We start from the raw sequence: 24,155 nt of genomic DNA, 5'->3' as shown, positions 1-24,155 counted from the left end.
TACGATTTCGAATATCCATGCTTAAGGCTTTCATGAATAAATACTGCTAACACCTTTTTCAAAAAAGGCGCCTAGAAAATCTGTCTATATCAAGAAAAAATGCGCTAGCTGTTCAGGGTTTCTTCCTTCCCCTTACGGCTTTGCATAGAATTGTCCTCGCCCTTATCCTTCTTGCGGTCCTTGCGGTCACGGCGCTGGTAATAACGATAGACGTAATCCGTTGAGCTATAAGAATAACCGTAATATCCATAGCGCTGAGCACCCGCTCCCTTGACCGAATTCAGGATAACGCCAAGCACATTGACGCCCACCTTGTCAAAGTCCTGTAGGACACGCTTAGCCTTATTGCGGTTGACCGCATTTTGGCGAGAAACATAGACAACCTCATCAACAACCTCACCCAACTGCAAAGTTTCCACGAAGATGCCAGCTGGTGGAGTATCCAGCAGAACCAAGTCGAATTCCTTTTTTAACTGAAACAACAATTCCTCAAAACGAGGCTGGGAGAGCATTTCTGTAGCGTTCTTAGACGTGCCACTAGCTGGTAACATCCACATGTTCTCCTCGAGTTGCACGATGCCTAATTCACTGTTCGTTTTGAGAGGTATCGAGTCTTGAACCTCTTTCTTAGTGTTCCACCAATTTAAAAATCCTTTCTCATTATCCAGCTTGTAAAAGCGGTGGAGAACGGGACGCCGTAAGTCAAAGTCGATGAGCAGGACTTTCTTACCATGCTTGGCGAACGTAAAAGCAAGGTTGGAGACCAGAGTCGATTTCCCCTCACCAGGTATCGTGCTAGTCACGAGGATGGACTTGGGAAATTCCCGCTCAGAAAGCATTGTAATCTGACCATACAGGACTCGAAATGCCTCCGAGAGAGAATCATTCATGTCATCACGAATCGCATAAGGCAGCTTTTCCGGATCAATGCGATTACTGCGGGGCACTTCACCCAACAATTCGCGTTCCAAGTAGACTTGTACGTCCCAGTAACCATGCAAGCGATTGTTGACCAACTCGAGCAAGATCGGCACGCCCAATGCCACAATGAAGAAAAGACCAATCGATTTAGTAATGATATCATTGCGATTTGGCGAAAAGGCCCATGAGGATGGCGCAGCATCGTCCAGCACACGAATATTGGTGTTGTCCAATTGTGCTGAGATCGTCGTTTCATTCATGCGAGAAAGAATCTGCTGATACAGCGAACGATCACTGTCCACCTCACGACGCATAGCATTGTACACAATTCGTAGCTCATCCAAATCAAGCGAATCCTGCTCTGCTCTCGCCATTTCCGCCTGCAAGTTGCTGAATTTACGATTCGCACCAGCCAGTTGAGCCCGGAGGTCGGCTACCGCCTGTCGCACGGCCTCATCAATCAAATTTTGATTCGCATCCAATTGATTTTGGTTGTCAATCATCTTTGGATGCCTTTCCAAGTAGCGGTGCTCCAAGAGAGCTCTGGCAGCCTTCAGGCTTTGACGTTGTGAGGCTAATTCACTGATGCCTGCGTATTGGCTGATCACGGGGATTTGCAATAAATCCACATTATTCTCTAAAGCCTCATCGACCTGCTGGAGCTGTGTCTCAATCGCCAGCTTCTCCACACGCGCTTGGGTCAGCGCCGTATTAAAGCTCTGCAAGCGACTTAGAATAACGTCTTGGCTCTCATCGAGAGAGATCGTGTTATTTTGACGACGAAAATCTTCCAAAGCCTTCTCACCCTTAGCGACCTTTTCCTTGAGCTTATCCGCTTGAGCTTGAAGAAATTGATTCGCCGAAGTTTCGCCCACTGTGGTCCTCTCCAAAAGGTATTGGATGTATTCACTGACGTAGCGATTTGCGATCAATGCCGCCATTTCAGGGTCTCGATGCGTGGCGGTGAAATAAAATACCTGGCCTTCTGGCAAACTTATGCTGACTTTAGAAATAATTGAACCAAGGTTGCCCTTGGATTCCTCGGTATCATAAGGCTGCGTAATTCTGGCAGCTTCTTTTTCGGTAAAGCTTCCGACGACGCGTCGATTGAAACTCCGACTACGCATTTGCGACAAATGGTTGCGTAACTCAGTGCTGCTACGAACAGTATTATCAACAACCTCAGCAATATCCACCACGCGATCAGATTTCGACTCGATTAGCATGGTGGCCGTCGAACGATACAAAGAGGGCTCTTTAAGTTGAAAGAAGGCAAACAAACAGGAGCAAAGTAATCCTAAACTCACGCCGATTAACCAGCGTTCGCGGATCATCAAAAGATAATCCCGCCAATTTCTGACTGGTGTGGGAATCGCGCCAGCAGCTGGCTTCTTAGGATTTAAAGACTTCCGAACTTGGTTCTGAGACATGGTCAGTTAGTGTGTAATAATGCAGTAAGTAGACTAAAGGGCAGCAATAGCTGAGTAGGCTGAGGCTAGAAAAGACGCTCAGGCACATAAATGATATCGCCCGGATAGATGAGGTATTCATCCTTATCATTCCCCTCATCTTGGTCTTCAATCATCGACTCAACGTCTACAATAAAGAACTCTTGGGTTCCATCCGGCTTTTTGCGAGTTACCTTAACTTCGGAGCCTCGTGCAATACCAGTAAATCCACCAGCACGCGCAATTGCCTCAACGATATCAATGGAATCTCGCTCCACCGGAAAAGGCACTTGCCCCTGTGAGCCAAGCTGCCCAAAGACTGAGTATTCGCGTGCCACATAACCCGAAACGGTAACATAAACCTGTGGGTCTCTCAGCAAACGCGCATCAATAAAAGCCTCCTGAATTTTATATTCCGCCTCTCTAATTGTGAGCCCCAGCAAATCGATTTCACCAAGCATCGGAATTCGAACTTTGCCATTTGCGGGTATAAGTTGCGAAACTGTTAGTTCAGGCTCTTGAAAGACCCTGATCTCAACAGTATCCGTGACATTTAGCTTATAGTTGGCGGGTAAGACAATTTGAGTAGTTGTCTCGCCAGAACCTCCAGCCGCAGATTGCCCGCCGCTCCCAGAATCGGTTGATTGAGCTTGCAGAGCAGAAAATGCGAGCGAAAGAAAAGTCAGTTGTAGCCAGCGTAAATGGTAGCGCATAAATAAATAAAACAAATGTAGGATAGTAGAGAGTGAATACTTGCTTAGCAAGCTTCATTTGGGACATCCGAGCATCGCGACCAGCAACAGCATCAATTGTTCCTCATCCTAACACAACAGTCTCAATTTGCCGAAAAGTGGAATTTGAACTGCAAATCGATGGGCACCGCAAGTAGGATTGCATTGTAAGAATCCAATGTATTCAAGACCTGTAATCTTCGATGACAACGTAGCAATAGCGGACACAAAAGCTACGTAAAAACTCTTAGCGCCAGCATACGATTCCAGGATTGCTGCTCCCAAAACGACGTTGACAGGCACTTTTTGTTCAATATGAATTGAATCTTTTAATCGCGGTAAAAATCACCGAGCACAACTACACTACTATCAGCTACATTGGTTTTCCTGAAAAAACAGGTTCCGACCAAGGGCGGCAGCGTAGCTGGCAATAGGCATTCAACAGTTGTAAGATGCAGGAAACCATCATAACTCCCGGATCAGGCGTTGGTTCTATTTGGAAAACCATCTCTCAAATGAGGAGCAATTTCCCGATGAGCTGGGAACTAGCTAAGAGAATGCTGATCAGGGACATACGTGCGATGTATCGCCAATCGGTCCTAGGCTACGCATGGATACTGTTTCCCCCGCTCGCCAGTAGCATCATCTGGATCTACCTCAACAACCAGAAGATCATCAACATCAATACGGGCTCAGTTCCCTACCCGATATTTGTCCTTAGCGGCAACCTGCTCTGGGCGGTATTTAACGGGACCTTAAGCGGCATGCTCAGCTCACTTCTGGACGCCCGAAGCATGCTCTCAAAGATAAACATCCCGCACGAATCGCTACTGATCAGCTCCTTCGGCAAAGCAGCTGTCAACTCGCTCGTGCCCTTGCTACTACTGATTCCGATCCTTCCTTTTTACCTGAAAAGCTTTTCAGCGCAAATGCTGCTTTTCCCGCTAGGGGTTCTACTCATCATGCTGATGGGTAGCATGTTCGCGATCCTTCTCATTCCGATCGCCACGCTGTACACCGACACCGCGCGAGGCATTCAACTCGTCCTCCGGTTTGCCTTCTTCCTGACGCCCGTCGTCTACCCACCGCCCCAAGCTGGCATTGCTAAGTTCATTTGCGACCTAAACCCCCTTTCACCACTTCTCATTACCACACGCAGCTGGCTTATTGGCGATGGCCCCACCTACGTCAGCATCATGATGATCGCTACAGTTGCGATTGTCTTGCTCTTGGCTGTTGCCATCGTGATTTACAAAATCTCAATCCCGTATCTAATCGAGCGGCTCTCAGCTTAGTTTCTTGCTCATGTCAGACTCAGAAATACTGGTAGACGCTCAACATGTCGGCAAAAAATTCTGCCGCTCCCTTAAACGCTCACTCTACTATGGCGCGGGGGACATCGCCAAGGCAGTCAACCCATTCACCCATACCCAGAATGATATTTTTGAGAAACCCGTTTTACGCAAAAAGGAGTTCTGGGCAGTACAAGATGTCAGCTTTCAGCTGAGACGTGGTGATTGCTTGGGGTTACTCGGCCATAATGGAGCCGGTAAAAGTACCCTGTTAAAAATCCTGAATAACCTGATCAAGCCAGACACCGGTCAAATTATAATGCGCGGCCGCGTATGCGCCTTGATTGAGCTCGGCGCCGGCTTTAACCCCATTCTGACCGGGCGGGAAAACATCTACAACTCAGCAGCGTTGTTTGGCATTCCCAAGAAAGTGGTCGACCAGAAGTTCGATGAGATTGTGGCATTTTCCGAGCTGGAAGAGTTTATCGATACGCCCCTACAAAACTATAGCTCGGGCATGCGTGTTCGACTAGGCTTTGCGGTCGCTATCCAAATGGAACCAGACGTGCTGCTGCTAGACGAAGTTCTAGCCGTTGGTGATATTGCCTTCCGCATCAAATGCTTGAACGCAATGTTTGAGATACTGAAGCACTCCGCAGTGATTTTCGTGAGTCACTCGATGTCCCAAATTCATCGGATCTGCAATCAAGTTTGCCTCTTGAGCCACGGCCAAACCGCATACTTGGGCAACGACGTTGGTGAGGGGGTCCATAAATACTTTCAACTCGCTCCAAACCAAAAAACAACACAGATAGGCGATGGCAGTATCTCAGTCGATGACATCAAAGTACTCCGCATTAGCCCGACTGGCAAGCGTGAATCGATTAGTGAGCTATCTCACGGGGACACGCTAGAAATAGAATTTTATGCCAGCAGCAAAAAAGGGCCTGTTGACTGCAACTTCTCAATGGTCGTGTGGAACAGTGAACTCTACCCCATTGACACTTACGTCGATGGCGATGCAAAGCCGCACAAGATTTCGCTGAATGGCGAACCTGCCAAATTTATCGTTCGCGCAGAATCCATTAAGTTGGCGGCCGGTCTATTTAGCGTGAGTTTCCACTTCACACAACCTCCACACAACAAAGTGCTATCTAGAATTGATGGCGCAGCATCATTCACCATGAAGGGGCAAGTCCAAGGACAGGCGAGCCAATTCACAACGACGACACTCACCAAAAGCTGACCTGCGACGATGCAACGAAAAGCATTCATCATTCTAACAACACAGCGTTCTGGTTCTACTTATTTGCGACTGTGGCTAAACAACCACCCCGACATCCGCTGCCACGATGAACTGTTCCTCCCAAACCACAATGGCAGCGAGTCCTTTTCCTCTTTTCTAAAAAGCCGTTTCTGGGCCCGCTCCGCTCACAAAGAATTTCTCGCCAGACAGGCCCCAAAAGCCTTCCTCTATCATCATTACCTGAAGTCTTATGTTGGGAGCATCCTTTCGGATAGCCCCCATGCCCTGCCCAGCAACTCGCATCATCCTTCCAAAGATGCAGCGCCCACTGGATATCAGTGCGAAGCAAAGTGGGTCGGCTGGAAGCAGATGGACAATCACCTCCGCGCGCTCCCTAAGCTCGAAATGTTGCTGATAGAGCGCAACACCCACGTGATCATTCTGCGGCGGGAGAAACTACTCGACATCTACGCCTCCAGAAAGGTCGCAGAGCACAGGAAAGTCTATCATTCCGAGAACTCTGCGTCGTTGGCTGATCTAAAGATCAAACTAGACACCAAGCACCTGATCAAGCACCTCGCTGGAATCACCAACGGACTAAAAATTGCGAAAGAAAAACTAGCAGGCCTGCCTTCCGTCAGCATCTCCTACGAAGAGCTGACAGCACCCGACACCAAGATGCAGACGATCAAGCGATGCTTCGACTTTCTGGAATTAGATGACTCTGCCGCCAGCGAACCCAGCCTGATCAAACAGGTGGACAAACCCGTCGCTGATATCATCGAGAACTACGAGGAAGTTGTCCAAGCACTCAAATTAAATGGATACGATGCCGACGGCCGCGTGATCGAAAGCTAATCCCATTTTCATCCACTTTCTTCAGCCCAAACACATGAAAGCAGTCATCCTAGCCGGAGGTAAAGGCACCAGAATCTCAGAGGAAACCAGCATCCGCCCCAAACCCATGGTGGAGATTGGCGGCCGGCCGATACTCTGGCATATAATGAAAACATATTCCCACTATGGGATTAACGATTTCATTATCTGCGCCGGGTACATGCAGTACTTCATCAAGGAATACTTCTCGAATTATTTCCTGCACTCTTCGGATGTCACCTTCGACATGGCCAAGAATGAGATGCACGTTCATCACCAGCGTTCCGAGCCGTGGAAAGTCACCATTGTCGACACGGGCGAGGAAACGATGACCGGCGGACGCCTCTTGCGCGTGCGCGACTACATCGAAGCTAATGAAACCTTCTGCTTCACTTATGGCGACGGCCTTGGCCAAATAAATGTCGCTGAGCTAATTGCTTTCCACCGCGAAAAGGGACGCTACGCCACGCTGACTTGTGTGCAGCCTCCCGGTCGTTTTGGAGCCCTGCAGTTTGCCGACGAAACCATCGTGGCCAGCTTTCAGGAAAAGCCACGCGGAGACGGCTCGTGGGTCAACGGCGGTTATTTCGTTCTCGAACCCAAAGTCTTTGAATACCTAAAAGACGACGCCACCATCTGGGAGCGTGAGCCACTAGAAAAGCTGGCCGCCGAAGAGCAACTTTCTGCTTATCGCCATCAAGGGTTTTGGCACGCGATGGACACCTTGCGCGATAAGACTCATCTCGAAGGCCTTTGGCAAAAAGGCGCTCCTTGGAAAGTCTGGTCATGACTTCACTCGAAACAACTTTCCGCAACAAACGCGTTCTCGTCACTGGCCACACTGGCTTCAAGGGAAGCTGGCTATGCGAGTGGCTACTCGCGCTGGGCGCGGAAGTTTACGGGCTGTCTCATCGCGGTGATTTTCCCCTCTTTCAAAGCCTTGGTCTGAGCGAGCGCATCAAGCATCACCAATTGGGAGACATCCAAAACGCAGTGGCGCTCCAAGACTTCATCCAGGATGCCCAACCAGACTTTGCCTTTCACTTAGCTGCACAACCGCTGGTGCTGGCGTCCTACGAATCGCCCGTGGAAACCTTTTCCACGAACGTCATGGGCACCTGCCATTTTCTGGAAGGAATGCGCACATTGCAGAAACGTTGCGTCGCCATCGTCATCACCACCGACAAATGCTACGAGAATAAGGAATGGCTGCATAGCTATCGCGAAAACGATGCGATGGGCGGGAAAGATCCCTATAGCGCCAGCAAAGGCGCTTGCGAATTGCTCATCGCCTCTTATCGCCGCAGTTTTTTTGCGCCGCAACACGACTCCCCCATCACGATTGCCAGCGCACGAGCAGGCAATGTCATTGGCGGCGGTGACTGGGCAGAAAACCGAATCGTTCCAGACTGCATGCGCGCGCTGATCGATGGACAACCAATCCTCGTGCGCAATCCGGTCGCCACCCGCCCCTGGCAGCATGTGCTCGATCCTTTGAGCGGATACCTGAAACTCGCGGCGACCATTTCCCAACACTCCTCCAACGACCTTGAGTTCTTGGAAGAGCTGACTTCGGGCATGAACTTCGGGCCACAAACCGAAGCCAACCGAACGGTCTGCGACCTAGTTCAAGAGATCACCCAACACTGGCCTGGCCCCTGGGAAAGTCTTCCCCCAAAAGGCATCAAGCGCGAAGCTGGCAAACTGGCGCTGAGCATCGACAAGGCTTTCCACCTGCTCGACTGGGGCCCGACTTGGGACTTTTCAAAATCGGTGGAGATGACGACCCGCTGGTATCGCGCAGTCCATGAAGGCGCGGCGGCCATCGCGATCACTCAAGACCAGATTCAGCAATACGCTGCGAAATTGGACAATTTGACTACCACGCAACCATGAAGATATCCGTTTCCCAATACATCGTCGACTACTTGAAGCTGCGCGGAGTCAGCAAGGTCTTCGAATTGTCCGGGGGCATGATCATGCACCTGATCGACAGCCTCGAGCAAGCCGCAGACATCGATGTCGTCAATGTTTACCACGAACAATCCGGGGCCTTTGCCGCAGACGCCGTCGGACGCCTGACGGGCAAAGCCGGCGTCGCGTTGGGCACCAGTGGCCCGGGTGCCATCAACCTGCTAACCGGCGTGGGCAGCAGCTTCTTTGACAGTTCGCCCACGGTCTTCATTACGGGTCAGGTAAACCGGCACGAGCAAAAGGGCGAGCAGCCCATCCGCCAACTAGGTTTCCAGGAAACAGACATTGTCGCGATGGTGAAGCCCATCACCAAATGGGCGCTTAAACTGACCGAGCCCGAGCAAATTCTGGGGGCCTTGCCAAAGGCCTTCGACGTGGCGGAGTCAGGCCGTCCCGGCTCGGTGTTGTTGGATATTCCAATGGATATTTTCCGAGCGGAAATTGAAGTTCCATCGCTTGAATTTCCTGAAGACACATCATCCAGTCAGCAGCCATCGACAGAAGATATTTATGAGCTCCTCAATGCGCTCAGGTCCGCAAAGAAGCCGTTGATTCTCGCTGGCGCAGGCATACGCGCCGCAGGCGCTGCAACTGAATTCTGCCAGTTCGTTGAGCAGTCGGAAATTCCAGTGGTCACCTCCCTGCTCGGCTTGGATATCCTGCCCGCATCCCACCCTTTGCGCGTGGGCATGATTGGCACTTATGGCAACCGCTGGGCGAATCTGGCCATTGCAAACAGTGACTTGCTCCTCGTCCTCGGTAGCCGCTTGGACATTCGCCAAACGGGAGCTATTACGGAATTCTTTACCGAAAACCGAAAAGTCATCCACGTGGATATCGAAGCGGCTGAGATGAACAATCGCGTCAAAGGCTGCCAAGCGATTCATGCGGATTTAAAAGCCTTCTTTAAAGCCATCGGCGACCAAGCGCCATCCCTCGCCGGTAAAACTCAACCCTGGCTGCAAGAGATCAACGACCTGCGCCAAAAATGGCCTCACACGGAGGAGCTGCAGAACGTCAATGGCATCAATCCGAACGATTTCATCCACCAGCTTTCCAATGGTCGCCAAGCTGCGGCCTATTGCATCGATGTGGGCCTCCACCAAATGTGGTCAGCGCAGTCTCTGCAACTGCCGGAGAACTGCCGTTTCCTGACTTCGGGCGGCATGGGTTCAATGGGATTTGCACTTCCAGCAGCGCTCGGCAGTGCCTTCACCTATGGCAACCAGCAACCCATAGTGATGATTGCGGGCGATGGCGGATTCCAGGTCAACATTCAAGAGCTACAATCTGTTCAGCATCATCAGCTCCCCATCAAAATGATCGTGCTGAACAATCATTGTCATGGCATGACGCGCCAATTTCAGGACACCTATTTTGGCGCACGCTACGCTGGAACTTATTGGGGCTATTCCACCCCAGACTTCTCCAAAGTCGCTGCTGCCTATGCCATTGAATCCAAGCGCATCAGTCAGGTCAGCGAGACCAAGAGCGCGATCGATTGGCTTTGGGAAGATCCTCTGAAGCCGCAACTGCTAGAAGTCGATATCGACATGAAGGTGAACTCGTATCCGAAGATTGCCTTTGGTAAACCCATATCAGAAATGGAGCCTCACGCATCACCCGTGCAAATGGGCGAAACGCGGTAGCGAAGAAGACTCTAAAGCAACTCCTTGCCACCGAGGCATTCTTCGCTGATGTGCACGTTATCTGTCATCGTCCCCACGTATAACCGCGCTCATTTCCTTGAGAAATGCCTGGAAGCGCTGGTCCCTCAGATACGTGCGGCAGGGAAACGAGCCGAGCTCATCATTCTGGACAATGCCTCGGCTGATCACACGCAAGCAGTCACAGAGCCCTATGCTAATGGCGACCAAATTCGCTATGTGCGCCATGCGGAAAACTTCGGCGTCATCTACAACATTTCCATCGGTCCAAGGGAGTTCGCTAATGGGAAATACGTTTGGATTCTGGGCGATCATAACCTCATTATGCCCAACGCTCTTGAGCGCATCATAAACGAGCTGGACTCCCACCCAAAGCTGGAATTGTTTTACACGAATTTCCGCTGTGCGATTTATCCAGACCAATGGCCTGACTCTTGCCCGAAAGGATTCTACGGCGATTTTGATTACCTGGGCAACCATCGCACCGAAACGCAAATCGTGCCGAAGTGGGGTGATCTACTTGATGCGAAAAGCGGATTTTGCACGCAACTCTACGCACAAATTGTCCGAACGAAAATCTGGTCGGATTACTGGATAGATCGCCCCATACCAGAAACGTTTCGCTGCGGATTGTCGACCTATCCGCACACCTGGATGCTTGCGGAAACGAGCTTCGATAAGCCAGCTCGTTTTCTACATGAACCTGCATTAACCATTTTTAATGGCGCGCAACACTGGGGTGACCCAACCAACAGGCTCAACGTTCTGCTCTATGGATTCAGTGACTTGGCAAAGCTTTTCAAACGTAAAGGCTTTAGCGAAGAACGATTTGGCTCTGCTGTCCAATACACCCGCTGGCGCGTGAACAAACTCATGAAAAGCTCATTTCAAGTTTCGGGAAAAACGGACTGGATACTGTTTACGCGATCAAGTTACATTGCAGCAAAGCGGTGCCCCTGGGCCCTTTCTGGCATACTTGCAACTCTGTTCTGGAACTCCCCCAACCCGATTCTGCGCGCCATGCGCAAGGTGTACCTCCAAGCCCAGAAAGCGAGCGTGTATCTCTTCAAAAATTGCCGACCAGCACGCTGGTTGCGCAAACTGCGTGAATCATGACTGGCGCGAACGTCAAACGCTATGCAATCGCATTTTCCTTCGATGAGAATATCCTCGTCGCAGCGCAGGTAGCCATCCACTCACTACTGGTAACGGCCCCCGAAAACGTTCGCTACGACATCGTTCTGACTTACGCCAAGCATACGCTCAGCGAAGCGAGTCTGGCAAAAATCGTTACACAAATCGAAAGTGCAGGACACACGTGCCATTTGATTGATGTCGGTGATGCATTCAAGGAGTGTTTTGAAATCCGAGGCATTACCGTGCCAACATATTACCGGCTGCTGCTTCCAGAACTACTCCCCTCCGTCGACCAGATCATCTACTCCGACGTAGACATCATCTTCCGCCAGTCGCCGCACAGCGCCGCCGACTTACTCACAGAAGACGATTGGCTGGCCGGTGTTAAAAATGTCTATCGCAACAAGGACGTAAAATACCTGCAAGAGCTGGGACTTGAATCGGGCAAATACATCAACGCGGGCTTTATCGTAATGAACCTGAGCAAAATGCGCGAGCATTCCCTGCAATCCCGGTTCATCGAAATGTCGCGCACAGACTACACTTATCAGGACCAAGACATCCTGAACATCACTTGCGCTGGCCACATCCGCTATTTGCCCGAACGTTACAATATCCACGCCATGCATGATTATTCGGAGGGCGCTGGCAAGCTCACTCCCGACCTCGATGAAGAGCTAAAGCAAGCAGTAGTCCTGCACTATGCAGGCGTAAAGCCGTGGAACTCCAATGCTTGCTTCTACTATGACCAATGGTGGGAGGCTTACCGTCAAAGCCCTGCCTATGACTTCGACTTTTATTTTAAACATCAACGCGAGTCGATGGCCCGGCAACAAAGGCAAGCCCACATTGCCGGCGGTCAATGGGCAAAGATGCAACACATGACCAAGGCGCAGCGCTTGCGCAGTATTTTAAAGCCTTTCTTCTGGTCCTAATATGATGCGCATCGACATTTGTGGCTATGATTCTCCCGTGCATAACGGCGGCCCCCTGGAGTGGCTCATGCGGATGCCGGAAGAGTTTCGCGAGCGCGGTTTGGACTGTCGCATCTTACTTTTCGGTTGGGCACCCAAAGACGAATGCATCGCCTATCAGTATTTCAAGGCCAACAATTTTCAGGTTCACTTTGCTGATTTCCAAGACACACACACGAATGTCCGCTGGCTGCTGCAACAGGCTCAGAATGATACGCCAGCAATATTCGTAGCCAACCATGTCGTGCCTGCCTACTATGCCGCAGGCTTCCTGAAACAGTCGGGAGTCGCCACGGTCGGCGTCATTCGCTCAGATGACGGCTTTTACCACGGACTGATCAATCAATTTTGCTCACGTAAAAACCATTGGGCGCCAACCGCAGTCGCATGCGTTTCTGAATTCCTTAGAGAGCAAGTTATACGCGCCAACTCCCTAGCGCCGAACCAATGCCGGACGATCCCATCTGGAGCCATCATCCCCGCTGAAACCGCTGCCCCAAAAGGAAAAAAGTTTCGTGCGTTGTATGCTGGGCGTCTTTGCTTTGAACAGAAGCAAGCCCTGAAAATGGTCCAAGCGCTACACTTTGCTAAGCAAGCGACCCCGAACCTCGAAGTTGAATTGATCGGTGATGGTAACGCGGTATCCGCAATCAAAGACTACATCGAGCAGGAAAACATCGACTGGATCAAACTACGCGGAGCCCTTCCCACTAAAGCGGTTCGGAACGCCATGCTCAGCAGTCATTGCCACGTATTACTGAGTGACTACGAAGGCACGCCAATGGCAGTAATGGAGGCCATGTCCTGTGGGCTTCCGCCTATCTGCCTGAGCACTCGCAGCGGCATATCCGACCTGATCACTTCGGGAGAATCTGGCATCATCGTTGAAGACCGCGAGCAATCTTTCTCCGATGCGGTGCGCCAACTGTCGCAAGACGACGCACTTTGGCGCAAGCTGTCCACTGCTGCGCGAGCAAAGGCAGAAACAGAGTTTTCCGTCAATGCCTGCGCGAATAAGTGGCTTGCACTCTTTCAAGACATCGCGCCACCACCGGAAACAATCAAGCGGCCGGAGTTGCCCAAGAAGCTCCGACTACTCGCGCCAGAACCAAACTTTAAACGCCAGGACTATCGTCTACCGCAAGGCTACCAGTGGCACAAAAGCCGGCTATATACCACCCTCCGGCGCATCAAAAGAAAGCTTGGCACATGAGCAAGCTCTGCATTATTGGATTCGATGACAACAAGGTCATCAAGGACTTCATTCGCCTGCACGTTGAAAACCTGTCTGGCGAAAAAGTTTTCCTGAACAATTACTACCCGTATTACAAAGAAGGTGGCCGTCTAATTGGGAGATTCTACAGCTTGGCTCCCATTCGACAAAAGCTGAGTAAACTGCTACCATACTTTTTGTTTCACAGGCTAGTCGAGCGCACACGTTTTTCACCTGCGGGCGTAAAGGATGCTCTTGGGGGTTATACTGAAAAGCACCAAGTCGATGTGATCCTAGCTGAGTTTGGAAACACGGGCGCGAATGTCGCCCCGATCGCCAAGGAACTGAACATTCCGTTAGTCGTCCACTTTCATGGCCACGATGCACACCGCAAGCCAATGCTAACGGATGAGCTTCTTGCGAAATATCGCTTCATGTTTGAATATGCCAGCTCAGTGTTGGGCGTCTCCAAGCATATGATCAATACGCTGCAAGAGCTTGGCTGCCCGGAAAACAAGTTGATCTACAACCCCTATGGGCCGCGCAAGTCATTTTACGACATTCAGCCTCAGTATGGCCCCACGCTTTTATCCGTAGGTCGCTTTACCGATATCAAAGCCAACCACTTGGTCGTCATGGCGTTCAAAGAAGCGCTGAAAAGCGTCCCCAATGCCCACTTACTCATGATCGGCGATGGTGAATTGCTCGAGACCTGCAAGACCTTAGCCCAAGTATGGGGCATTGATGACCGAGTAACGTTTACCGGCGCAATTCCCCATCAGGAAATTGCAGAGCACTTTGTACATTCTTGCTGCTTTGTCCAACACTCGGTAACGCCCAGTTACGGCGATGCCGAAGGCACACCCAATACTATACTGGAGGCAGCTGCAGCAGCCCTGCCCGTCATCAGCACCAGGCATGCAGGCATCAAAGATGTCGTCGTTGAAAATGAAACAGGGTTTCTGGTCGACGAACTGGACGTGCAAGGCATGGCCCAACACATGGTCCATCTTTTACAAAATCCTGAGCGCTGTCGCGAAATGGGTCAGACAGCGCGCAAACACATTCAAAACAATTACAGCAGTGAAATGCACATCGAGCGACTGCAAATCGCAATCGATGCTGCCCGCCAATCACACTAGCAACTTTTGCTGAACGCCATGAAAATCCTAGTCGCCAACATTCCTTTGCCAGGCAACCGCTTTATCGTGGACCTGCATGAGGCACTCGAAGAGCAGAGCATCGAAATTGAATATTCCCATGAGACATTTTGGAATATGCAGGGAGACTTCGATGTCGTGCATTATCATTTCCCAGAATACGTGACCTTCGAAGTGCAGGATGCTTATCAGACCCAACTGACTGAGGCCTTTGTAAAAGAGATTGAAAAACGCCTCAAATATTGGGCAGACCATGCGCGCATTGTCATTACCCGGCATGTGCTGCTGCCACACAATGCGACCAAAGATCCAATCTGGGAACGCTACTACGAACTTTTTTACAGCTATGCCGACGGAGTCGCACACTTCGCCCAAGCAAGCATTGATGAATTCAAAGAGCGCTACCGCGACACGCAGTATTATCGCGCCCAACCACCGAAGCACATAATCATCCCTCACGCAAATTATGCTTCGCTACCCAACAACCTCTCCCGCGAGGAAGCGCGAAGCCAGCTAGGCGTCTCACCCAATGCGCAAGTAATGCTCGTCTTTGGGGCCATTCGAAACTTCGAAGAGCGCGAATTGATCATGAACGCCTTTCAAAACTGTAAATCAGCCAATAAGCAATTGCTGGTCTCACGCTGGAAGGAAAAACCCGCCGACGTCTCTTGGATCCGCCTGAGAAATTGGATCCGCGACTGGAAACGCCTCTATTACAAGCTGCATCCCAAATACGTTTTCAACTATAGCTTTGTGAAAGAAGAAGACGCACAGATTTACCTCAACGCTGCAGATGTATTATTCATTCCCCGCTTCAAAGTGCTGAACTCTGGCAATGTCACTTTGGGCATGACGTTCGGCAAAGTTGTTGTTGGCCCTGATTCCTGGGACGTGGGCGAACTCCTACGCGAAACCGGCAACGTCACCTTTGATCCGGACAATCCAAGCACTGCTGCGCAAGCGGTCGAGAAGGCGTTCGAGCTTGCCAAGACAGACTTGAGAGAGAAGAACCGTCAATTGGCCCTCAACGAATGGACACCCGCCCAGTGCGCTCAAAAATACTACGAACTTTACCAATCTAAGCAAACCACCCATACAGCATAAGCTACATGCAAAAAATACTCATCACTGGTGGCGCCGGCTTCGTCGGACGCCGTTTCTGCAAACGCTTTCTTGATCAAGGAGCCGAGGTCCATTGCGTTGACCCGGTAGCAGAGTTCACTGGCGGCATTGACCCCGATGGCGGCTGGCCGTTGTTCAATCCGCGCGATTATGACAACTTCAAGTTTTATCAACAGGACTGCCGACAGTGGTTTAAAGAACATGGCGATGACGACTTTGACTACGTGTTTCACCTCGCTGCCATGGTGGGCGGACGCGCGATGATTGAAAACCATCCCCTCGCGGTCGCGGACGACCTCTCCATCGATGCCGAATATTGGCAGTGGGCAGAAAAAGCGAAACCTAGCAAAACCGCATGCTTCAGCTCCAGCGCCGCTTACCCAATTGGTCGCCAGCGCGCCGAAGGCTATGAGCTGTTGACCGAAGACATGATCGCCTTCGATGACGACATCGGCATGCCCGATATGTCCTATGGTTGGGCCAAACTCACCTGCGAATACCTGGCCCGACTCGCCTATGAAAAGCATGGCCTCAAGTCCGCTTGCTACCGCCCATTCTCTGGCTATGGCGAAGACCAGGACGATAGCTATCCCTTCCCCAGCATTTGCAAGCGCGCCATGGCCCATAAAGGTGAAGACACCTTGACTGTTTGGGGCACCGGCGACCAGATGCGTGACTTCATCTACATCGAAGACTGTGTCGATGGCGTCCTTCAAAGCATCGACAAGATCGACGACGGCGATGCCCTGAATCTTTCAACCGGCATCTACACAAGCTTCAAACAATTTGCGCGTATCGCGGCGGAAGAGTGCGGCTACGAGCCAGAAGTCATCGGCTTATCTGACAAACCCGCAGGAGTCTTCGCTCGCGGTGGCGACACCGCCAAACAAAAAGAATTCGGCTTCGAATACAATGTCTCCTTCCGCGATGGCATCCGCAAAGCACTAAACCTGTATCAAACCGTTTAAACTAGTACACGAAATATGGGGGCAATATCATTCAGCATCGATCCCAAGCTAATGTCCGCATTGCTAGGCTTGGGTATCTATAAGAACTTCGTCGAAACGGGAACATTCCACGGAGACACAGCAGAAGCTGCCTCGCGACATTTTGAGCAGACTTACACAGTAGAGGCATCTCCCGAATTATTTAAAGACATCCAGGCGCGCTTTGCGAACAACACCAAAGTCAAAGCGTCGCTGGGAGATGCCGCAGAGTGGCTAGCACAGCTAAAGCCTCAGCTAAAAGGGAACTCCATCTATTGGCTAGATGCACATTGGTGTCAGGCAGACAACACGAGCAATGAGACATCACAGTGCCCGCTACTTGCCGAACTGGAATCTATCGCGACCTTAGGGGAAGAAGACATCATACTGATTGATGACGCACGGCTATTTACCGCAACCCCAGCACCACCACATGAGATTAGCAGTTGGCCAACCCTCACGGAAATTGTGCATGGCCTATTGGCAATTAGCAGTAAGCACCAACTGTCGATCATCAACGATGTCATTTTCTATTTCCCAAAATCGATAGAAGAAACCATCATCGAATACTCCAAGCATGCTGTGGACTTGATCGAGCTCACCTGGAAGGCCCAAGAGTATGAGCGCATAAAAGCCGAATACTCAGCTAAGCAAAAAACGATGACGGGCAAAGCAAAGAATCTGATTCACAAGATTGTCAAGTAAGCCTCAGATGGACGTAGAGCAGTCAGACGTAGCGATTGCCCTCTTCGTATACAACCGCCCAAATCGTGCGGAGGAGCTTTTGCGAAGCATCAGCAGTCGTCCAGAAATCCTCCAACTGCCAGTCTATATTTATTCCGATGGGCCCAAAAAATCCGTAAAGGGTGACCAAGAGAAAGTCGGCATAGTTCGCGATATCTGCCAACAGTATTCCAATTTTACTTTGATCGAACAGCCATCGAACATCGGTCTTGCGAACTCGATAGTAGGCGGCGTTAGCAGCGTGCTCAAAAAGCACGAATCGATCATTGTATTAGAAGATGACCTCGAGCTGGCGGAAGATTTTTTTGACTTCATGTTGACCATGCTCGCACGCTACCGTTTCCATCCGCGCGTGTTTCATATCTCTGGCTACATGATCCCAACAAGTAAACAACTTCCCGAGCTTGGCCTGTATCGTTTACCGGGCTCCTGGGGTTGGGCAACCTGGCGTGACAAGTGGCAGCACTACACCCACGACATTCATCTCTTGATAAATAAAGTGAAAGCCAAGGGTTTATCTGCGTTTAATGTGGACGATAGCTTTAATCATTTTGCGACTTTAGAAGAGAATGCATCGGGAGCACGTGACACTTGGGCTATAAGATGGTATGCGACTCTCTATTTAAATAACGGATACAGCCTCTATCCACATAAAAGCTTCGTTCGAAATCGCGGATTCGACAAAGAGGCCACGAACTGTAAAGAGAGCGACTTGCTGTATCAGGTAGACCTAAGACATCGGCGAAACTTTTGGTCAGATTGTGATCTGCCCGATATAGAATCAAGCAGCTACCTTTCTGCCTACAAAGCCTTCCATCAACAGTTAATTGAAAGCTGGAATCCAAGCATCACCTTGAAACAAAGGGTGAAATCAAAGCTCAAACGTATCCTTGGCAAATAATCGAACGGTGCCAAAAATCTCCGTAATCATCCCAAGTTTCAATCAGGCGCAATTCCTGGAAGAAACGTTACTATCCTGCCTCTACCCTCAGCTCGATGTCGAAATCATCGTCATGGATGGCGGCAGCGATGATGGATCGGTTGATATAATCAAAAAGTACGAAGCATATCTGACCTACTGGCAGAGTCAGCCCGATGGCGGCCAAGCATCCGCCATCAACGAAGGCTTCAGAAAAAGCACAGGCGACATCCTATGCTGGCTAAACTCAGACGACTACTATCATCCCCGCGCACTTTCCTTGGTTAGCGAGCAGCTCAATCCTGAGCGGAAAGAGTTGCTGTTCGGCAACTGTTTTCACTTCCACCAGGCATCACCAACCGCACATGGTAGTGATATCGAAGCATCCGCTAAAAAACTCAACCTGCTTTGCTCTGACTACTTTTATCAGCCCAGCAGTTTTTGGACACGCAAACTTTGGGAGGCTGTTGGCGAATTAGACACTACGCTCAACTACGCGTTCGACTGGGACTGGTACATCCGTGCCAGTAAGGAATCCGAAATAAAAACGACGCCTGCCTACCTTTCCAGCTACCGCTTTCACGAAGCCCATAAAACTGGATCCGGTGGAGAGAAGCGTATCGAAGAGCTGCTAAAGATTTATCGCAGATACATGAGCCAACCCCAATACGATGCGGTGCTCGAAATTCGAGAAAATGCCGAGCAGACTAAGAAATGGGAACGGAAATACAAGCAGTTCAGGCTCGATGCGATGAGACCGGATCTGCTCAAAAAACAGTTCCCGAAAATATACCGCATATTTTCACTTTCAGAGGTTTCGCAAATCCGAGAAAACCTCAGCGGCTAAGCTAATGCCTGAGTTAGTTTCCATTATCATTCCCCATTATGAGCGTGTTGATTTATTGGTCGATACGCTCAATTCGATCAGGGAGCAGACTTACCCTCATTGGGAAGTATGCATCGTTGATGATGGTTCAAGAACAGATACGTTCCATGAGCTTCAACGGCTAGGCGATGGCGAACAAATCAAAGTATTGCAGCGCCTCGACCGCCCTAAGGGGCCATCAGCCTGTCGCAATGTCGGAGCCGAATCAGCAAAAGGTGAATGGCTGATTTTTTTGGATTCAGATGACTTGCTGGCCCCTTGGTGCTTAGAACAACGATTGGAGCATATTCCGCGCAATGATGTCGACTTCCTAACCTTCCCGGCCGCGTTGTTCAAAGAACGTATTGGCGATTTAGATGAACTCTGGGGTCAAATGAACAACGGCGTCCCAGAGCTCGAGAGATTCCTGACATCGACGGGCCCCTGGCACACAAGTTCCGGCTTATGGCGGCGGCAATCGTTTCTGGATTTAGGTGGATTCAACGAAAAAGTATTCTACGGCGATGACAGTGATTTGCATACGCGCGCTCTCCTTGCTGACTTGAAATTTGAAGCGGTCTTGGCCGCAGTCCCCGATGCCTTTGTACGCCGAGGAGAGCAAACACGGATCACGAGCGAGTCCGGGCAACACATGTTTCTCAACCGCCAGAATCGTCTAACCGAATGCGCCAAATCCATGAAGGCAGCAAACGCTTCAGCCCATCTCTGCAATCTTTGGGAAGGGCAGTTTTTCCAAGAAGCGGAATTCCTACTTTTCAACTTGCCCGAACCAGAAACGCCCGTCTGGAATACTATTAACCGGATGGAAGCATATTACACTCTACCAACGCTGCGCAGGATTATCATCCACAGCTACTTCCATATTGCTTTGCGTTGCAAAGTGAATGCCTATGCCTTGCTGCGCGTGGCACGTCGCCTCGCAATGGCCACCCTGCCCGCCAGCTATTTCCCCAGCAAAACAGGAGGCGGCCAGGGAGCCTGCGCCCATGACACGATGGAAATCGTTCGCCAAAGAATGAACATCCATGCAATGAGGGCATCGACGCAATAGCAATGCTCCGTCTTTTTTCAACCTGGTTTCCTTGCGCGGATAAGCATCGCCACGATGAATTTCTTGAAGCGGTCAATCGCAACCTCAGCTGCGACGCGATCGACCAGCTATGCATACTGCGCGAAGGCGAGGCAGAACTACCGGAACATCCAAAACTGGTCGTTCGCGAGATTCAACACCGCCCTCTCTTCAATGACTTCTTCGCATGGATTAATGAGCTGCAGACCGAAGAAGACATTGCCGCCATTGCCAACACCGATATATGGCTGGATGAAACCATTTCACTCGCACATAAGCATCTCACCCCGCAGAACGCCTGGGCCTTGGGGCGCTGGGATAGCTGGACCCAGAAACCTCAGCTTTTTGACCGCAATGACAGTCAGGACACGTGGGTATTTCGCGGCCCACTTCGCCACATGAATGGAGGCTTCCCATTAGGCGCACCCCGCTGCGATAATCGCATACTCTATGAAATGCAAGAGGCAGGATACTTAGTCAAAAACCCGGCGTTTAGTATAATCTGCCATCATCAGCACGATGAACCGCCGCGAGCTTATCTAGAAGTGGATTCTAGCTTTGAGGCCCCTCCCCCTTACCGCTATCTCTACCCAGAAAATTTAATGTCTTACTCAGAGATTCGTCGTCACAACGCCCAATCTCCAATCAAACTGCACTGGCAAATAGACCCTCGCAAAATTCAGCGCACGCTGCCTTACCGCGCATGGCTGCGGCTAACGAAAATATTCCGATGACCACTTCAGATCAGCCCATCATTTCTGTATTGGTCACGATTTATAATCGTGCACATATCCTCCAAGAAACAGTCGACAGCATTCTTGAATCCGACTTTAAGGATTTTGAACTAATTCTCGTCGATGACTGCTCCAAAGACTCCTCATTTAGCTTGGCGCAGCAATTGGCAAAACGCGATTCAAGGATTCGCGCATTTCAAAATATTGAGAATTTAGGAGACTATGCGAATCGCAATGAAGCCGCGTCCAAGGCGCGTGGAAAATACCTGAAATATGTGGATGCTGATGACATGGTTTACCCCTATACTTTTAGTGTTATGCTGAAAGCAATGGAGCAGTTCCCTGACGCAGCGCTAGCCCTATCTCTTAATAATTCAGACCCCGCACAACCATTTCCATTCTGCACGAGTGAACGTGCTACTTTACGCGCGCATTTTTTAGGAAAAAGCCTCTTTGGAGTGGGGCCGACTGCCAGCTTGATCCGCACCGACTCTTTTCAAGCTGTGGGTGGATTTAGCGGACGTCAGTTCGTTGGAGACACCGAGCTATGGTTCAAACTCGCTGAACGGTGGCCCCTCGTCAGCTTGCCTCCTGCGCTGGTCTGGTGGCGTCAACATGATGGACAGCAAATACAACTTGAGCAAAAGACTACCCAAATGCTCAACGTACGGCATAAACTTGAGCTGGAAACACTGCACAGCACCAGTCACCTGAACACTGAAGAAAAAAAACTAGTAGGCGAACGCATAAAGCGCACGCATGCGCGACGCATACTATCCATGATGCTCAGACGAAAGTCGCCCAAACTGGCGTGGCATACCTTTCAAACTTCTGGCCTGAGTTTTAGCGAGTTGATTGGTGGATTCAGAGGATATCCCAACCCCTAGCATCCATGTCACTAGTTTCGATTATCATGCCAGCTTTCAACGCTGAAAACTGGATTCTCCCGGCGGTTCAATCGGCCTGCGCGCAGACACATGAGGATCTAGAAATAATTGTCATCGATGATGGATCTACTGATGAAACAGCTGACGCCGTTTCAAGCATACAAGATAAGCGGATTCGGCTAATTCGACAAACCAACGCCGGACAATCTGCTGCTGCTAACCTTGGGCTCGAAAATGCCCGCGGAGAATACATAAAATTCTTGGACGCAGACGACGCACTATCTCCAAACCACATCCAATCCCAACTCGATGCTCTACAAAAAGACAATTCTAAGATCGCCGATTGCGCCTGGGGCTACTTCGTCGAAGATTGGCACAACGCGTCCCCACGCGAAGAATCAACAAACCGCGACTACGAAGACCCACTGGAATGGTTAGTCGAGTCGCTTAGCCAAAACGAAGGCATGATGGGTGGCTGGAAGTGGCTCATACCTCAAGCAGTGATTGAGCGCGCTGGGGGCTGGAACCCCAAACTCGGCTTAAACAACGACTTTGATTTCAGCATCCGCCTACTCCTTGCCTCAACAGGTGTCAAGTGGGCGCCAGACGCGCTCTATGCATATCGCAAAACAACTACTACTTCGCTTAGTGGTTCCCGTAGTCGCAAGGCGATGGAGTCTGCTTATTTAACGACAATGCTTGGGTGCAATCAACTACTGGCGAGAGAGAATTCTGAGCGTATACGCCGCCTGTGTGCCAACCGCTATCAGATGTGGTTGTTCCAGTTTTTCCCTGAATATCCAGACTTAGCGCAAAAAGCTGAAAAAGCAGTGACTTCGCTTGGTGGCAGCGACCTCAGCCTGCAAGGTGGGAGAGCCTTGAAATTACTTATGCCAACACTCGGCTGGAAAAACATTCGTCGCATGCAAACATTTGCCTACCGCAATGGCTGGTCTTCGATACTAAAGCGCAAAGAGCAGGCTCGAGTAAACGAGCTCGAAGCCCGCTAAGCATCTGAACCAGCCATTCGCCATGAGCACAACTTCCATTGCCTACTTCAGCGACCTCGATCTAAGTCCCGCGGGTGGCGGTTCCTACGCGGTGAATTGGCATTGCTTCGAGCAGCTCAAACGACATTTCGATCGAGTCACTCCTCACAAGATTACACCTCAAGTATCGGCGATGGAGCAGCGTTGGTCCCAATTTCAACGCAAGGTGCTACGCCGCCCCGGCAAGTTTGCATATTTTTCGCCCAAGGTGCTCGATGCCAACGCGCGACAGGTTGAAGCAAAATCCTCCAAGACCGATGACGCTATCTTTTTTCGCTCTGCAACACGGTGGTGTCGGAGTACACCTGACGGGCCTTACTTCGTCTACCTAGACGTCGTTTTCCACACCTTCTTCTTCAACACATTTGACCCCGCCGACTTTGACCAACGCGATCTCGAGCGCATTTGGGCTGAGGAAGCCGCGTTCCTGGAGAATGCTGCCGGCGTGTATTTTGAATCACAGTGGGGGTTAGACCGTGCACGCGAAGCCTATCAACTTCGTGCCCAGCATTATGAAGCCTTTGGCCGCGGCGGAGTCCTCCCCCCCCCCTCAAAAGACTCATGGGATGGCGAGTCGCTTAGCCTCGTAACGATCGCCATGAAGTTTGAGCAAAAAGGCGGCGACATCCTATTCGAAGCATTCAAGGAATTGCGCAAACGGCATCCTGCCCTTCGCTGGCACATCATCGGCGGAGAACCCGCCACTGACGACTGGCGTGCTTTTCCAGAAATTACTTACGAAGGCAAACTACGTCCAGACCACCCTGATGAGCTGAAACGCTTCGAAGAAATTCTGGGTAGTGCATTTCTGCTCGTTCACGTAACCCGTGAGGACACTAGCCCACTCGTCCTCACCGAAGCCGCTTACTTTGGCTGTCCGTCCATCAGCGTGCGAAAATTCGGCATCCCCGGACTGATAGCAGATGGCGAAACCGGCATTTTACTGGACCCACCCGTAGCCGCTGAGTCACTGGGCCAAACCATAGAAGCACTGATTGAAGACCGAGGACGCTACCAACACATGCGTGAACAAGCACGGACGCGAGCATTAGAAACCTCGACCTGGGAGGCAGTAGGCTCCCAAATGGCGGCACACATGAAAGCAAGGATTAACCAGTAG

General features: G+C 50.6%; 22 protein-coding genes. 20 read left to right on the top strand and 2 right to left on the bottom strand.

Going from position 1 to position 24,155, the window contains the following annotated elements:
* Window positions 1–104 precede the first annotated feature (104 nt).
* Window positions 105–2,351: a GumC family protein gene (locus RBB62_RS18230; protein WP_309400672.1), complete on the bottom strand. Its 2,247-nt coding sequence runs from the start codon at window positions 2,349–2,351 to the stop codon at window positions 105–107.
* Window positions 2,352–2,416: 65 nt separating this feature from the next.
* A complete protein-coding gene (locus RBB62_RS18225) occupies window positions 2,417–3,082 on the bottom strand; it encodes a polysaccharide biosynthesis/export family protein (RefSeq protein ID WP_309400670.1) in 666 nt (221 codons plus the stop codon).
* A 575-nt stretch (window positions 3,083–3,657) separates the two neighbouring features.
* Here RBB62_RS18225 and RBB62_RS18220 point away from each other — a divergent pair.
* From RBB62_RS18220 to RBB62_RS18125, 20 genes are read left to right on the top strand one after another with little or no spacing between them, the layout of a single operon-like run.
* Window positions 3,658–4,395, top strand: a complete 738-nt coding sequence (locus RBB62_RS18220; protein ID WP_309400669.1) for an ABC transporter permease — start codon at window positions 3,658–3,660, stop codon at window positions 4,393–4,395.
* 10 nt (window positions 4,396–4,405) lie between these two features.
* Window positions 4,406–5,638: an ABC transporter ATP-binding protein gene (locus tag RBB62_RS18215; RefSeq protein WP_309400667.1), complete on the top strand. Its 1,233-nt coding sequence runs from the start codon at window positions 4,406–4,408 to the stop codon at window positions 5,636–5,638.
* 9 nt (window positions 5,639–5,647) lie between these two features.
* Window positions 5,648–6,496 carry a sulfotransferase gene (locus RBB62_RS18210; RefSeq protein WP_309400665.1) on the top strand — a complete coding sequence of 283 codons (849 nt, stop codon included), beginning with the start codon at window positions 5,648–5,650 and terminating at the stop codon, window positions 6,494–6,496.
* Between the two features lie 34 nt (window positions 6,497–6,530).
* Window positions 6,531–7,304 carry a glucose-1-phosphate cytidylyltransferase gene (rfbF, locus tag RBB62_RS18205; protein WP_309400664.1) on the top strand — a complete coding sequence of 258 codons (774 nt, stop codon included), beginning with the start codon at window positions 6,531–6,533 and terminating at the stop codon, window positions 7,302–7,304.
* Window positions 7,301–8,410, top strand: a complete 1,110-nt coding sequence (gene rfbG, locus RBB62_RS18200) for a CDP-glucose 4,6-dehydratase (protein WP_309400663.1) — start codon at window positions 7,301–7,303, stop codon at window positions 8,408–8,410. Before rfbF ends, rfbG begins: the two co-directional genes overlap by 4 nt.
* Window positions 8,407–10,137, top strand: coding sequence for a thiamine pyrophosphate-binding protein (locus tag RBB62_RS18195; RefSeq protein ID WP_309400662.1), 1,731 nt, complete (start codon window positions 8,407–8,409; stop codon window positions 10,135–10,137). Before rfbG ends, RBB62_RS18195 begins: the two co-directional genes overlap by 4 nt.
* Window positions 10,138–10,185: 48 nt before the next feature.
* Window positions 10,186–11,271, top strand: coding sequence for a glycosyltransferase family 2 protein (locus RBB62_RS18190; RefSeq protein ID WP_309400660.1), 1,086 nt, complete (start codon window positions 10,186–10,188; stop codon window positions 11,269–11,271).
* Complete coding sequence (locus tag RBB62_RS18185) at window positions 11,268–12,227, top strand: glycosyltransferase family 8 protein (protein ID WP_309400659.1); 960 nt, start codon at window positions 11,268–11,270, stop codon at window positions 12,225–12,227. Before RBB62_RS18190 ends, RBB62_RS18185 begins: the two co-directional genes overlap by 4 nt.
* Window position 12,228: 1 nt before the next feature.
* A complete protein-coding gene (locus RBB62_RS18180; RefSeq protein ID WP_309400657.1) occupies window positions 12,229–13,479 on the top strand; it encodes a glycosyltransferase family 4 protein in 1,251 nt (416 codons plus the stop codon).
* A complete protein-coding gene (locus RBB62_RS18175) occupies window positions 13,476–14,621 on the top strand; it encodes a glycosyltransferase family 4 protein (protein WP_309400656.1) in 1,146 nt (381 codons plus the stop codon). The genes RBB62_RS18180 and RBB62_RS18175 overlap by 4 nt, the downstream gene beginning before the upstream one ends.
* Before the next feature lie 18 nt (window positions 14,622–14,639).
* Window positions 14,640–15,743, top strand: a complete 1,104-nt coding sequence (locus tag RBB62_RS18170) for a glycosyltransferase (RefSeq protein ID WP_309400655.1) — start codon at window positions 14,640–14,642, stop codon at window positions 15,741–15,743.
* Between the two features lie 5 nt (window positions 15,744–15,748).
* A complete protein-coding gene (locus tag RBB62_RS18165) occupies window positions 15,749–16,729 on the top strand; it encodes an NAD-dependent epimerase/dehydratase family protein (protein ID WP_309400654.1) in 981 nt (326 codons plus the stop codon).
* A gap of 51 nt (window positions 16,730–16,780) precedes the next feature.
* Entirely contained in the window at window positions 16,781–17,452 is a 672-nt protein-coding gene (locus RBB62_RS18160) for a hypothetical protein (protein WP_309400653.1), read from the top strand.
* 7 nt (window positions 17,453–17,459) lie between these two features.
* On the top strand, window positions 17,460–18,392 hold the full coding sequence (locus RBB62_RS18155; RefSeq protein ID WP_309400650.1) for a glycosyltransferase family protein: 933 nt from the start codon (window positions 17,460–17,462) through the stop codon (window positions 18,390–18,392).
* Between the two features lie 7 nt (window positions 18,393–18,399).
* Complete coding sequence (locus RBB62_RS18150) at window positions 18,400–19,257, top strand: glycosyltransferase family 2 protein (RefSeq protein WP_309400649.1); 858 nt, start codon at window positions 18,400–18,402, stop codon at window positions 19,255–19,257.
* Between the two features lie 4 nt (window positions 19,258–19,261).
* Window positions 19,262–20,347 (top strand): glycosyltransferase family 2 protein, encoded by a 1,086-nt coding sequence (locus RBB62_RS18145; RefSeq protein ID WP_309400646.1) that lies wholly within the window; start codon window positions 19,262–19,264, stop codon window positions 20,345–20,347.
* 2 nt (window positions 20,348–20,349) lie between these two features.
* The gene (locus RBB62_RS18140) at window positions 20,350–21,099 is read left to right on the top strand and encodes a hypothetical protein (protein WP_309400645.1); all 750 of its coding nucleotides are present in this window, start codon (window positions 20,350–20,352) and stop codon (window positions 21,097–21,099) included.
* On the top strand, window positions 21,069–21,986 hold the full coding sequence (locus RBB62_RS18135; RefSeq protein ID WP_309400643.1) for a glycosyltransferase family 2 protein: 918 nt from the start codon (window positions 21,069–21,071) through the stop codon (window positions 21,984–21,986). The genes RBB62_RS18140 and RBB62_RS18135 overlap by 31 nt, the downstream gene beginning before the upstream one ends.
* Before the next feature lie 5 nt (window positions 21,987–21,991).
* Complete coding sequence (locus tag RBB62_RS18130) at window positions 21,992–22,996, top strand: glycosyltransferase family 2 protein (RefSeq protein WP_309400642.1); 1,005 nt, start codon at window positions 21,992–21,994, stop codon at window positions 22,994–22,996.
* A 22-nt stretch (window positions 22,997–23,018) separates the two neighbouring features.
* Window positions 23,019–24,155 carry a glycosyltransferase family 4 protein gene (locus RBB62_RS18125; protein ID WP_309400640.1) on the top strand — a complete coding sequence of 379 codons (1,137 nt, stop codon included), beginning with the start codon at window positions 23,019–23,021 and terminating at the stop codon, window positions 24,153–24,155.

Origin of the sequence: Cerasicoccus maritimus (assembly GCA_031296935.1) — a bacterium.
GTDB lineage: Bacteria > Verrucomicrobiota > Verrucomicrobiia > Opitutales > Cerasicoccaceae > Cerasicoccus > Cerasicoccus maritimus.
This window is presented reverse-complemented; position numbering and strand designations above follow the sequence as displayed.